This window comes from Streptomyces sp. NPDC045470 (assembly GCF_040646595.1).
Taxonomy (GTDB): Bacteria; Actinomycetota; Actinomycetes; order Streptomycetales; family Streptomycetaceae; genus Streptomyces.
In genome coordinates this window covers 1-13,526 of sequence record NZ_JBEZAN010000043.1, presented here as the reverse complement: position 1 = coordinate 13,526, position 13,526 = coordinate 1, and the positions used below count along the sequence as shown (strand labels likewise).

At 73.2% G+C, this 13,526-nt stretch carries 7 protein-coding genes; 3 read left to right on the top strand and 4 right to left on the bottom strand.

Going from position 1 to position 13,526, the window contains the following annotated elements; translation table 11 throughout:
• Window positions 1–471: 471 nt before the first annotated feature.
• The gene (locus AB0A97_RS41235; RefSeq protein ID WP_361161136.1) at window positions 472–1,032 is read right to left on the bottom strand and encodes a MarR family transcriptional regulator; all 561 of its coding nucleotides are present in this window, start codon (window positions 1,030–1,032) and stop codon (window positions 472–474) included.
• A 132-nt stretch (window positions 1,033–1,164) separates the two neighbouring features.
• Here AB0A97_RS41235 and AB0A97_RS41230 point away from each other — a divergent pair, with 132 nt between their 5' ends.
• A complete protein-coding gene (locus AB0A97_RS41230) occupies window positions 1,165–2,505 on the top strand; it encodes an MFS transporter (RefSeq protein WP_361161139.1) in 1,341 nt (446 codons plus the stop codon).
• A gap of 123 nt (window positions 2,506–2,628) precedes the next feature.
• On the opposite strand, the gene AB0A97_RS41225 is transcribed toward AB0A97_RS41230, so the two are convergent.
• Window positions 2,629–4,410, bottom strand: coding sequence for a SpoIIE family protein phosphatase (locus AB0A97_RS41225; RefSeq protein WP_361161133.1), 1,782 nt, complete (start codon window positions 4,408–4,410; stop codon window positions 2,629–2,631).
• Window positions 4,411–4,876: 466 nt separating this feature from the next.
• Window positions 4,877–6,250 (bottom strand): FAD-dependent oxidoreductase, encoded by a 1,374-nt coding sequence (locus AB0A97_RS41220; RefSeq protein ID WP_361161130.1) that lies wholly within the window; start codon window positions 6,248–6,250, stop codon window positions 4,877–4,879.
• Between the two features lie 444 nt (window positions 6,251–6,694).
• Between AB0A97_RS41220 and AB0A97_RS41215 the strand changes: the two genes are divergently transcribed.
• On the top strand, window positions 6,695–7,756 hold the full coding sequence (locus AB0A97_RS41215) for a helix-turn-helix domain-containing protein (RefSeq protein WP_361161127.1): 1,062 nt from the start codon (window positions 6,695–6,697) through the stop codon (window positions 7,754–7,756).
• 847 nt (window positions 7,757–8,603) lie between these two features.
• Window positions 8,604–10,418, top strand: a complete 1,815-nt coding sequence (locus AB0A97_RS41210) for a sigma-70 family RNA polymerase sigma factor (RefSeq protein WP_361161124.1) — start codon at window positions 8,604–8,606, stop codon at window positions 10,416–10,418.
• Between the two features lie 484 nt (window positions 10,419–10,902).
• Here the strand turns inward: AB0A97_RS41210 and AB0A97_RS41205 are convergent, their stop codons facing one another.
• Window positions 10,903–12,987, bottom strand: coding sequence for an asparagine synthase-related protein (locus tag AB0A97_RS41205; RefSeq protein WP_361161120.1), 2,085 nt, complete (start codon window positions 12,985–12,987; stop codon window positions 10,903–10,905).
• Between the last annotated feature and the right edge of the window lie 539 nt (window positions 12,988–13,526).

Genomic DNA, 13,526 nt, shown 5'->3' with positions numbered 1-13,526 from the left:
CGTTCGGCGTTTCCGCTTTCCGTTTCCGGCTCCCTGCTGGAGCGGGGCGGCCGTCCGGCTTTCGCTTTTCGGCCTTTCCGACTCTATCAGATCCGTTTTTCGTTCCGGGCTTCCGGTGAAGGAAGCTGGTCGGTTCGAATGCGAATCCGATTCCCCGTCGAAGGGGGGTTGTTCGCGCCTTCCGGCGTGATCACTACTTTAGTGCCTTTTCCCGGTGACGCATAATCGAGTCACTGGTCGGAATTTCGGCATGCCGAAATTCGTCCCGTTCGGGAGTCGTGCAGTAGTGGTGGTGCCGCCGGTGCGGCGCGAGGGGCTACCGCAGAACCGTTACAGCTCCATGGCAACTCGAAGAACCCTACGTACGGCTGCGGCCCATGTCAACCACCTCTGGTCAACCGGTTTTGTGTCCGCGTCAGCCGTGCCCGGACAGTCGTGCCCGGACAGTCGTGGCCGGTCAGTCGTGCCGGGTCAGTCGAGGTCGTTCAGCCGGCCGTCGGCGTCCGGCTGGGCGTCCTCCACACGGCACAGGAGGCGCGTCAGCATCTCGCCGAGCTGACCGCGCTCCTCGGTGGAGAGGTCCTGGAGCAGGTCCTCCTCGAAGACCGAGGCCATCCGCATCGCCTCGACCCACTTCTCGCGGCCTTCCTGGGTGAGCTCGACGATCACCCGTACGCGGTTGGCCTCGTCGCGCTCCCGCGTCACCAGGCCCTCACTCGCCATCCGGTCGATGCGATGGGTCATCGCGGCCGGCGTGAGGCCGAGGCGCTTGGCCAGCTCGCCGGGGCCCATCTGGTAGGGCGCCCCCGCGACGACGAGGGCCTTGAGCACCTCCCACTCCGCGTTGCTCATGTTGAGGGTGGCTGTCTGCCGCCCGTAGGCGACGTTCATCCGGCGGTTGAGGCGCTGCAGTGCGGAGACGACCTGCTCCACCTGCGGATCGAGGCCTTGGAACTCGCGCTGGTAAGCGGCGATCTGTTCCTCGAGGCTCGGCTCCGCGGGACTGTGGGCCGCATCTGAGGGCTCTGGCATGCCGGGAAGTATGGCACGTACCTCATTGGCGTTGAAGTCCTTCGGCATGTACTCTTTAGCTTCGAACTTTAGCATTGAAGTCTTCAGGGTGTGACTGTCCAGTCCCCCTCGATCTGACCTAGGTAGGTGAGTGTGACCACCGCGATGGGCGCCGCGCTGCGCCGGATCCAGCTGGGCAACGCGCTGAGCGCGTTCGGTAACGGCTTCACGGTTCCGTATCTCTACGTCTATGTGGCGAAGGTGCGGGATCTGGGCGCGGGCACGGCCGGCCTCGTACTGATGATGCTGGCCTTCGCCGCGCTCCTCGTGCTGCCGTTCACCGGCTGGGCGATCGACCGGCGGGGTCCGCTGCCGGTCGCCGTCGTGGGTGCCGTCACCTCCGCCGTCGGATCGCTCGGGCTCGGGCTGTCCACCACCGAGCCGCTGGTCATCCTGTCCGCCGTGGCGCTCGGGGCCGGTATCGCGGTGATCCAGCCGGCTCTGGCCACGATGATCGTGTGGTGCTCGACGGCGGTCACCCGCTCGCGGGCGTTCGCCACCCAGTTCTTCCTGAACAACCTCGGCCTGGGCATCGGCGGTCTCATCGGCGGTCTGCTGGTCGACGAGACGGCGGCCGGCAGCTTCGTCCGGCTCTTCGCGATCGAGGCCGTGATGTTCCTGGTGCTGGGCGCGGCCATCGCGACCGTGCGGCTGCCGCGTACGGCCCGGGTCGAGGACCCGGTGCCGGGCGAGGCCCGTGGCAAGGGCGCCCTGCGCTCGCTCTTCACCGACCGCCGCATGATGTGGCTGTGCCTGCTCGGCTTCGTGCTGTTCTTTGCCTGCTACGGCCAGTTCGAGTCGGGGCTCGCGGCGTACGCCACCGAGGTCACGCACATCGCGCCGTCCACGCTCGGTATCGCGCTGGCCGCCAACACGGCCGCGATCGTGGCGGCCCAGTTCGTGGTCCTGAAGCTGGTCGAGCGGCGGCGGCGCAGCCGGGTGATGGCCGTGGTCGGGCTGATCTGGACCGTGGCGTGGCTGGCCGCCGGCCTGTCGGGCCTGGTGCACGGTGCGCACGCGGTGGCCACCACGCTGCTGATCTCGACGTACGCCCTGTTCGGTATAGGGGAGTCGCTGCTCTCTCCGACGGTGGCCCCCCTGGTGGCCGACCTGGCGCCGACGTCCCTGGTCGGTCTGTACAACTCGGTCTTCGCCCTGGTGAAGCAGCTGGCCCTGGCGATCGGCCCGGGGATGGGAGCCCTGATGGTGGGCCACGGGCTGGCGGCCCCGTACATAGGGATACTGGTGCTCTGCACCGTCGGCATCAGTGTGCTGGCGCTGCGGCTGGGGCGGATGCTGAGCCCCGCGCAGGACAATCCGCACATCCGGGCCTTCACTCCGGACGCTCCGGAGGGCACGGTCACCGACACGGGGGCCGATACGGCGGCCGGGACGGGTGCGCCTCGGCGTGAGGCCGTCACAGCGGTGGCGTAGGCGGCAAGCCTCGCGAACGAGCTGACACAGAGACGGGCCGGCCCCTGCCGCATCGAGCAGGGTCCGGCCCGTCTCTGCTTTCGGCGGGCGCGCGCCGTGAGGGCCGGGCCCCGCCCCTGCCACCTACTCCCGCGGCAGGGCGAACTCGCACCACACGGCCTTGCCGCCGCCGGGTGTCCGCCGCGAGCCCCACGCCGAGGCGATCGTCGCGACGATCGAGATCCCGCGGCCCGCCTCGTCGGCGGGCTCGGCCCGGCGCCGTCGCGGCAGGTGATCGTCGCCGTCGGTCACCTCGACGATCAGACGGCGGTCCGTACGGCGCAGCCGCAGCCGCATCGGCGGGGTGCCGTGCTGGAGCGAGTTGGCGACCAGTTCGCTGGCGGCCAGGACGCCGAGGTCGTGCAGCTCCGGGGAGAAGCGCCAGGAGGCGAGCACCCCGGAGGCGAAGGCGCGGGCGCGGGGCGCCGCTTCCGTACCGCCGTGGAGTTCGAGGGCGGCGTTGTGGAACAGCTCGGCGTCGTGCCCCGTACGGGCGGGATGCTGAAGGACCAGGACGGCCACGTCGTCGTCGTGGTCGGTGGTGATCCCGAGGGCGCGCAGCAGCCGGTCGCACACGATGTCCGGCGCTCCGGTCGCCCCCGCGAAGGCGCGCTCCAGGGCCTCGACCCCGTGGTCGATGTCCTTGTCACGGCGCTCGACCAGACCGTCCGTATAGAGGACAGCGCTCGAACCGGGGCCCAGCGGGACGCTGCCGGAGGTGTGCAGCCAGCCGCCGGTGCCCAGGGGCGGGCCGGTCGGCTCGGCGGCGCGGAGGACCGTGCTCTCGGCGTCGCGCACCAGGATGGGCAGATGGCCGGCGGAGGCATAGACCAGGCGGCCCTCGTTGGGGTCGTGGACCGCGTAGACGCAGGTCGCGATCTGGCTGGCGTCGATCTCGGCGGCCAGTCCGTCCAGCAACTGGAGGACTTCATGGGGCGGCAGGTCGAGCCGGGCGTAGGCGCGGACCGCCGTACGCAGCTGGCCCATGACGGCCGCGGCGCGCACGCCCCGGCCCATGACGTCCCCGATGACCAGGGCCGTCCGGCCGGCGCCGAGCGTGATGACGTCGTACCAGTCGCCGCCGACCGCCGCGTCCGTGCCGCCCGGCTGGTACGTCGCGGCGACCCGCAGGTCGTCGGGCTGTTCCAGCTCCTGCGGCAGCAGGGAACGCTGGAGCGTCACGGCCGCGGCGCGCTGGCGTGCCTCACTGGCCCGCAGCCGTTCGGTGGACTCCACCTGGTCGGTGACGTCGGCGCCGAAGACCAGCACGCCCTTGTGCGGCGCCACGCAGGCGACCTCGGGATCGGGCGCCGGGCCGCTGGCGGCGACCTCGATGGGGGTGCACGTGAACGTGTAGTAGCCGTCCCTGGACTGGTCGGCACCGGCGCCGCCGGGCACCCGGCGGGCCTTGACCGTACGGGGGCGGCCACTGCGCAGCACCTGGTCCATCAGCGGCAGCAGGCCGAGCGCGTCCAGCTCGGGCAGTGCCTCGCGCGCGGTGGCGCCGGGCGGGCGGGTGCCGAAGACGGTGGCGTACGCGCCGTTGACGTACGCGATGCGGTGCTCGGGCCCGTACACGACCGCCACCAGGGCGGGGATCTTGCCCAGGATGTCGTGGACGGACAGCGCGTCGACGCTGGGCGCGCGGCCGGAGCCGGCGGACGGGCCGTCACCGGCCGCGTCGGAGTCGGGGTGTTCGGCGCGGGCCGCGGGGACCGCGCCGGTGCCTGCGGCCGGCGGGCCGCTCGGGACCGGGGCGGCGGGCCCGGCCGGCACGGCGGCGGTCGTCGGCGCGGCGCGGTCGGGCCGGGCGGCGCTCCGCCGCTGTGTGCCGGGGAGACGGGCGCTCCAGCGCGTGAAGTTCACGGAGGGGTACCTCTTACTTCGCGTCGTCGCGCGGGATCGGGCCGTCGGCTCGGTGGGACTCCCCGCGCGCACGCCGGAGGGACGCCCGCCCGGCGGAAGCGGGGAGCGGTGTCGGCTGGGGGCACCCTCGGTGCCCTCTGGCGGATTGCAGCAATCGTCCAGAATCCTCGTGATTGTCACTCTTCGCAGATACGAGCCCACCCATGGTCACACGTCCAGTGTGGCCGACCGGACTGACATCCGTCAGACGCCGGGGGCAGGAGGTGGAGTTCCTGACTCCGGCTACGGGGGGCTACGGCGGGTCGGAGGGGCAGGTGGTACGAGCGGGGGGAGGCCCCGGTGGTCCGTACGCTGGCGTCGTACGACGGCACGTCAGTTCCGGGCCGGGTGCTGCGGGTTCGCCACGGCGGCTCGTCAGCTTGGCCCGCCCGATGAGCCCACCAGTTCAGCCCGCCGGCCCGCCCCGTCAGCTCGGTTCGTTGTGGCGCCCGGTGCCCGCCGCCAGTTCGAACTCGGCGCGCGGGTGTTCCAGCGAGCCGAGAGAAACGATTTCCCGTTTGAACAGCCCGGCGAGTGTCCACTCGGCCAGCACCCGCGCCTTCCGGTTGAACGTGGGCACCCGGCTCAAGTGGTACACGCGGTGCATGAACCACGCCGGACAGCCCTTCAGGCGCCGCCCGTAGACGTGCGCGACCCCCTTGTGCAGGCCGAGCGACGCGACCGACCCCGCGGACTTGTGCGCGTAGTCCACGACGGGCCCGCCGCGCAGCACCGCGGCGATGTTCTCCGCCAGCACCCGCGCCTGCCGGACGGCGTGCTGGGCGTTGGGCGCGCACTCCCGGCGCGGCTCGTCCGGCTCGGCCGGGCGCTCCGCCGTCAGGTCCGGTACGGCCGCTGCGTCACCCGCCGACCAGGCGTGCTCGACGTCCTCCACCCGGAGGGCGGCGGTGCACTTGAGGCGGCCGCGCCCGGTGCGCGGCAGGCCGGAAGCGGCGATGAGCGGGTGCGGTTTGACGCCCGCGGTCCACACGAGAGTGCGAGCCGGGAAGCGTGCGCCGTCACTCAGGACGGCGATCCGCCCCTCGTACGACTCCAGGCGCGTCTCCAGCCGTACGTCGATGTTGCGCGCCCGTAGCTCCCGTACCGCGTACTGCCCCATCGCCGTGCCCACCTCCGGCAGGATGCGGCCGGTCGCCTCGACCAGGATCCACTTCATGTCACCGGGCTCGACGTTGTGGTAATAACGCGCCGCGTAGCGCGCCATGTCCTCCAGTTCCGCGAGCGCCTCCACCCCCGCGTACCCGCCGCCGACGAAGACGAAGGTCAGCGCGGCGGCGCGGATCGCCGGGTCGCGGGTCGAGGAGGCGATGTCCAGTTGCTCCAGGACGTGGTTGCGCAGGCCGATGGCCTCCTCGACGGTCTTGAAACCGATGCCGCCCTCGGCGAGGCCGGGGACCGGCAGGGTGCGGGAGACCGAGCCGGGCGCCAGCACCAGCTCGTCGTAGGGCAGTTGCAGGCCGCCGGTGCCGTCCTCCTCGGAGGCCGGTGTCATGACCGTGGCGGTCCGCGCGGCGTGGTCGAGCGCGGTGACCTGCCCGACGACGACCTTGCAGAGCGGCAGCACCCGGCGCAGCGGTACGACGACGTGCCGCGGCGAGATGGAGCCGGCCGCGGCCTCGGGAAGGAACGGCTGATACGTCATGTACGGGTCGGGATCCACCACGACCACCTCGACGGCGGCCCGCCGCAGTTCCTGTCTCAGTTTCCGCTGCAGGCGCAGCGCGGTGTACATCCCCACGTAGCCGCCGCCGACAACGAGAATGCGCGCCGGTTCCTTCACAGAGGTTCTCCTCGCGACATCGAAAGGCCGGCCGACGCGGGTTGCCACGGTCGTCCGCCCGGCCTGCCACCACCAGACACTGCGCCCCCGGAAGGACACAGCACTGTTCCATGACGCACCGGCGACGCGCCTTTGTCCACAGGCCCGACGAAATGTATGACCGGTCCGGCACATCGGCCCGGAGGGCCGGATTCCGCGCCGCCGAGCGCAGGAGTGCAGGTCAGGTGGTGGGTCTACGGCGAGCGGAGGGTACGGAATAGGGGCGGATGGGACCCGTACTCCGATCGGTGCACGGACTGTGCGGAACTGCCCCCTTCATTCTTGACCTGGGCTCAACTATGTTCGTACCTCGTTGGGGTGCAGCCTCTCGTCGTCACGTCGTTACACCCCAGCAGTCAGGGCGGGGAGTCTCCGGGGGGAGACGTCATTACCGGGGGATCATCTATGCACATTCAGGGCTCTCAATGGCCGACTGCCGTAACTGCCACCGCGCACGCTGCGGAGGGCAGGGGAAACGGCACCACGCACACGCACCCGCACACCGCGCACTCCGGTGCCGGCGGCCGGAGCACACCGCTGCGCGTGGACGCACAGCGCAATCTTGAGCACGTCCTGCGGGCGGCTCGCGAGGTCTTCGGCGAGCTGGGGTACGGCGCGCCCATGGAAGACGTGGCGCGGCGTGCCCGCGTCGGGGTGGGGACGGTGTACCGCCGCTTCCCGAGCAAGGACGTGCTGGTCAGGCGAATAGCCGAGGAGGAGACCTCCCGGCTCACCGACCAGGCGCGTACGGCGCTCGGCCAGGAGGACGACCCGTGGTCGGCGCTCTCGCGCTTCCTGCGGACGTCGGTCGCCTCCGGTGCCGGGCGGCTGCTGCCACCGAGCATATTGCGGGTGAGCGCCAGCGCTCCGGTTCCGGAGGGCACGCCTGGTGCCGGTACCGGTGCCGGTGCGGTTGCCGCTTCCGGTTCGGTTCCCGGTGCCGCCGAGGCCCGGGTTCCGCAGCAGCGTCAGGCGTACGGGCCGGACAGCGTGCCGACCGGTCCGGCGGACGTGCCGGCCGGGTCGGCGCACCTTCCCGCGGACGGGCCCGGCGCGTCGGCGTCCGGCGTCCCCGCGGAGTTCCGCGTGGTCGCACAGCGCGGCGTCCCCGGGGCCGAGGTCTCGGACGTCCCGGCCACGGTGCCGAACGGGGTGCCCGCCGGCGTTCCGAACGGCGTGTCCCCGCGCGGCGCGGCCGTCACCGGCACGCTGGAGGCGCCGCACGGGCCGGGCGAGACCACGGCGGACGGTGGCGCCCAGGCGCTGCTGGAGGTCGTCGGGCAGCTCGTCGAGCGGGCACGCGAGGCGGGCGAACTGCGCGCGGACGTGACGGTGGCCGACGTGCTGCTCGTCATCGCCACGGGCGCGCCGTCCCTGCCCGACCCGGCCCAGCAGCAGGCCGCCTCGGCCCGGCTGCTGGAGATCCTGCTGGAGGGGCTGCGGTCGCGGCCTGTTGAGCAGGGGTGAGCTGGGTTTGGCTGGGCTGAGCTTGGCTCGGCTCGGCTCGGCTCGGCTCGGCTCGGGCTGAGCTTGGCTGAGTTGAGCTGGGCTCGGCTTGGTTGAGCAAGGCTGAGTGGCCTCAGCCTGTGATCGGACGGGCGGGGCGTGGGGTCGGCTGCGGGCCGGCGCCGCGCCCCGTTCTGTGTCCTGGGCGCCGGGTCATGGGCGCGGGGCCCTGGGCGCGGACGGACGAGTATTCCCCGTACGAGTGACCTCTAGTGCTGCCGTCCGTGTACTGCCCCCGGACGAGTGGTTGGTGTGCTTGCCGGACCGGCCGAAGGGGGCGTCTGTGACACGCTTGCGCGGTGTTACCGCAGCGACGGCGTGTTCGGGGGCCTCGGCGATGGGTGTGGACGGGCGGAACGAGCGGCGGGACGAGCGGCTTGGCGGTGAGCCCGGCGGGCAGCGGGGCGGGGAGCGGGGCCCTCAAGTCCCCGGGCAGAAGCGTCCGTACGGGGTGGGTGGCGCGGAGCCGTTGGGCGCGGGTTCTCCGGGGTGTTCCGTGGAACGGCACGACCGGGCCGAGGACGATTACCGGCCCGGAACGGCCGAACGCAACGTGCCTCAGCAGCGGGAGCGGCGGAAGGCTTCAGAGCCGGCGGACGCGCGGGAGCGAAGTGCATCGCGGGAGCTGAGAGGCGCGCGGGACGCGAAGGGCCGGGGCGCCCACCGGAAGCCGAGCCGCCCGAAGACGGCCGGAACCGGCAGCTCAGCGAGGCGGGACGGTTCTGCGGAAGCGGACGGACCGGAGACGTCGGGAACGCCGGCGGCGCAGCCCGCCCCCCTCTCCGCGGACCGCGAGTTGATCGACCGTATGCGGAGCGGCGACGACAGCGCGTACGAGGAGCTGTACCGCCGCCACGCCGACGCCGTACGGCGCTACGCGCGCAGTTGCTGCCGGGACGCGCACACCGCCGACGACCTCACCGGCGAGGTCTTCGCCCGTACCCTCCAGGCCGTACGCGGCGGCTCCGGCCCCGACTCGTCCGTACGCGCCTATCTGCTCACCACCGTCCGCCGGGTGGCCGCGGCGTGGGGGAGGACCGCGAAGCGCGAGCAACTGGTGGAGGACTTCGCCGCGTTCGCGGTCACGGCCGCCGGTACCACGCTGGACGACGACACGCTCGACCTCGGCGCGGACGTCCGCGCCATGCACGAAGCCGAGCAGTCCATGGCCGTACGGGCGTTCCGCAGCCTGCCGGAGCGCTACCAGACCGTGCTGTGGCACACCACGATCGAGGAGGAGTCACCGAGCGAGGTCGCGCCGCTGCTCGGGTTGTCGGCCAACGCCACCGCCGTACTGGCCCACCGTGCGCGCGAGGGCCTCAAGCAGGCGTACCTTCAGGCGCACGTGAGCCGTTCGCTGACCGCCGAGGGCGACTGCGCCCGGTACGCGGACCGGCTCGGCGCGTACGCCCGCGGCGGGTTGCGGATGCGGGCGGAGCGCGGGCTGCGCAAGCATCTGGAGGACTGCGCCCGGTGCCGTACGGCGGCCTCGGAGGTCGCGGACGTCAACGAGCACATCCGGGTCGTCCTTCCGGTGGCGGTCATCGGCTGGTTCGCGGCCGGGTACGCGGTCAAGGGGGCTGCGGCCGTGGTGGGGGTCGGCAGCGCGGGCGCCGCGGCGGGAGCCGGGGCGGCCGCGGCGGCCGGGGGTGCGGGGGCGGCCGGGGGTGCGGGCGCGGGGGCATCTGCGGGGACAGGGGCTGCTGCGGGGGCCGGAGGGGCTACGGGAGCGAGTGGGGCGGCAGGGGCGGGCGCTGCTGGTGGGACCGGTGGTGCGGGCGCCGCGGTGGGCGAGGGGCTCGGCGCGCCCGCGAAGGTGGCGATCGGCGCGGGACTGGTGATCGTGGTGGGTGCCGCGCTCGCCCTGGCGCTGATCGGGGACCCGCAGCCGTCGCCCCGTACGCAGGCCAAGCAGCCCGGAGCGGCCTCGGTCGCGCCGCCGCCTCCCTATTCGGAACCGCCGGAGGGCGCGCCGGAGCAGCCGCCCCCGGCGCCCGCCCCCGCGTCCCCGAAGCCGACGCCCGGCCCCACCGCCTCCTCCCGGCCGGAACCGACACCGACACCGTCCCCGACTCCCGCACCGACGAAAACCTCGCCCACCCCCGCACCCGAGCCACCGCACACCCCCGCACCGGCCGACCCGCCCGCCCACTCCCCGAGGCCGACGCCGACCCCGCCGGCGCCCGCTCCGTCCCCGTACCAGATCAACAAGTTGACGTGGGACCTCGTGGGGGACGGCACGAAGCCCGAAGTGCGCATGGCGGACAGTAGCTGGCTGTGGCAGCGGCAGGGGCTGAGCATCGGCGGCAGGACGTTCCGGCACGGGGTGACCGTGCACGCGCCGTCCTCCGTGACCATCGACCTGAACCGGCAGTGCACGGCGTACGGCGCGTTCGCAGGCGTGGACGACATGGGGCTCGGCCTCGGGGCGCTGCGCTTCTCCGTGTACGCGGACGGGCAGCGACTCTGGCGTTCGGGAGTCGTACGCGGCGGACAGCCCGCCGTCCCGGTCCATGTGCCGTTGCGGGGGCACAGGACGCTGCGGCTGGTGGTCGAGCCCGGTTCGTCCCACACCGTGATGTTCCTGGGCGACTGGGCCCAGTCACAGATCACCTGCCGCTGACGGGTGCGGTCGTGGCGCGACGGGGCTGTAGCGGCGAGGTGCCGCCGTAGCGACGGGGCGTGGCTGCGGCGACGGGTCGGCTCTGTATCGGAACCGGGCCCGTAGCGGCGGATCGGTTCCGTATCGGCGAACCGGTCCCGTGTCGGCGAACCGCTGTCGTGTCGGCTATCCGCTACCGTCCCGACGCGACGTACCCGTATCGGCGAACCGTCACCGTCACGACGCGGCACACCCGTTTCGACGATCCGCCGCCGTACCGACGTACCGCGCCCGTATCGTCGATCCGCCGCCGTAACGACGCACACCCGTATCGTCGATCCTCCACCGTAACGACGCACCGCACCCGTATCGTCGGTCCCCTGCCGCGACGACGCACCGCACCCGTGTCAACGAACCGCCACCGTATCGACGCTGCGGTCCCGTCCCGTCACCCCGACGTACCCAGCAGGCTCGCCCCCCTGGCCCGTCCCCCTCGCCCATCCCCTCAAAGGCTCGGTCGCGGCGACACCCCGCCCGCCACGGCCCGCTGGCGGGGTGCGGCCGTGCCGGTCCAGCAGGTGCCACGCCGGGCCAGCAGGCGACGCAGCCACAGTTCGGTGGAGACGAGTTCGGCGAGCCCGTCCAGGGGGAGCGGGGCGCCTTCGGCCGCCGCGCGCAGGGCTTTCCGTACGACCCGGGCCTCGACCAGTCCCGCGTCGGCGAGCAGCGGTGCGTCGAAGAGGCCGACCACGTCTCCGATGGAGGTGCGCAGCCCGGCCCGTACGGCTGCCGCGTGCGTGATGTGGGACGTGGCGCCCCAGCCGGACGGCAGGTCGCGGACGCCCGCGCCGGACAGGACGGCACGCAGCACGGCCGCCCGCGCCCCCGGCTGGACGCGCAGGGTGTCCGGCAGCGCCCGGCAGGCCAGCACCACCTGGTTGTCGAGGAAGGGAGCGTGCAGGCGTTGGTTGCGTACCTCGACGGCCTGTTCGAAGATCCGGTGGTCGGCCGCGTGCCGGGCCAGCGCGGCGCGGGCCCGGCGTTCCCCCGGCCGCCCCACGGAGGGTGTCCGGACGGCCGCGGCATTCAGACGAACCGATACTTCAGCCAGCGCCTCCCCTGTGAGCCACCGCGCCGCGGGCCCGGGCCGGCACCAGGAGAGCGCCGCCAAGGACGCGTCCACCGCCCCGCCGCCCGCCACCGGCTCATCGGTGAACTGCCGCTCTCTCAGACGCGTCGCCGTGTCGGCGATGCCCGCCCCGTACGTCGTACGGGCCAGCTTGCGCGCGGCCCGGTAGACGGTGAACGGCACCAGCGCCGACTGGGACAGCGGCCCGTCGGCCTTGGCCAGTGCCGTGACAGGCCGCAGCAGATGGCGTCTGCGGCGGTCCAGGAGCAGGTCGGCGAGGCGGGCCGGGTGCGCGTCCAGGACCTGCCGCGCACCGGCGCCCACGAGGTGGTCCGCGCTGCCCGCCAGCAGCCGCCGACGGTGGCGTCCGGCCGTGATGAGCGACGGCCCCGGTTCGTCCGTGAGCGGCCCGCCCTCCAGGTCCGCGTACGGGAGGGCTTCCTCGCCCGCCGCGACGACGACGTGGTGGAGGCGCGGGTTGACGGCGATGCTGCGGGCCCGCTCCAGTTCGGCCTCGCGGTACGGGCGGCCCCCATGGGTGGCACGGTCGTTGAAGGTGACGGCCAGAAGGCGCTCCCCCCGTCCGTTGACCGTGCCGGGCACTCCGGGCAGTCCGGCCGCGAGCAGGGCCAGAGTGGCGGAGGCGCTGCCTCCCGAGAGGTCGGCGCCGACGCCGGGGGCCGGCGCGCCGCGCGCGGCCCGCCGTTCGGCCGGGCCCATGCCCGGGACAGGGCCGGGGTCCAGGCCGTTCAGGCCGTCCGGGTCCGGTGCGTGCCGGGGCCCGGACAGCCGCGCCCGTACGGCTTCGACCAGCGCGTCGCGCACGCCGTCGACGGCCTGCTCCGGTGGCAGTTGGGGCGCGGCGACGGCGAGCGACGACGTCGGCTCGTAGGAGGTGATGTCGCAGCTACCGCCGCGGAGGACGAGCGCATGGCCGGGCGGTACCCGTCGCACTCCCTCGTACGGGGTACCGGCGCCGAGCGCCTCGGGCGCGTCCGGGCAGGCCAGCAGCGCGGCCAGGTGCCCGACGTCCAGGCCCGCCTCGATCAGGTCGGCGAGCGGGAGGGCGGCGGTCGCGTACGCCGTACCGCCCGCCCACGGGGTGTGGAAGACCGGCCGCGCGCCCGCCAGGTCACCGGTGACCGTCACGCGCCTGCCGACCTGTACGACGGCCGTGTAGCTGCCGGGCCAAGCGGTCAGGTGGCGCAACGCGCCCCCACGGGCCGCGAAGAGGCCGACCCGTAGCTGATCGTCGGTGGCGCCGCAGACGCCGAAGACGGCGAGCCGGGTCTCGGCGTCGGCCTGGACGACGCGCACCTCGTCGGCACGCCAGTCGCCGACCGCCCACAGCGGGTCGGGGTCGCCCCACAGGAGCTGGGCGCCTACGGGGAGGACCGTGCGGGCCTCCTCGGTGGGGGCCGGTCCCGTGCCGGTACTGCTCCACCCCACCAACCAGCGCATCGCCGCCTCCACCCTGTTCGCCGCCGCCGGGCGGCCCCCGTCCGTCCGCCCGGGCGGACACCCGCCCACCACCTCAGGATCGCCCTGACGGTCGGCAGGGTGGACCGGACCGCCGCCCCGCACAGCGGATTGCCAAGCCGTTGCCAAGCTGTTGTGCGGACCATGCTGCCACGACAGCGGCCTTCGGGAGGTGCCGAGGAGAGCCTGGGTACGGGGGTGTTCGGAAGACGTTATCGAGCGCGGGCCGGGCCGGGCGGGTGCGAGGCCGCGGGTTCGAGAGGGGGTTCGGGTTTGGGGGGGCGGGATCGGGTCCGGGACCGGACTCGTACCCGGCTCGGATGCGTACCCGAGCTCGAACTGGATCGGACTCGGACTCGGACTCGGACTCGGACTCGGACTGGATCAGGCTCGACCTGGTTCGGGCTCGGATTCGAGGGCTAAGCGCAATGCTGCTGACTTTATGCCTGGGTGGTCGTTGAGTTGGTGTGGCTGGTGTGCGGGCAGGTGGGGGTGGTCGGGTTGCGGACAGGATCGCGTTG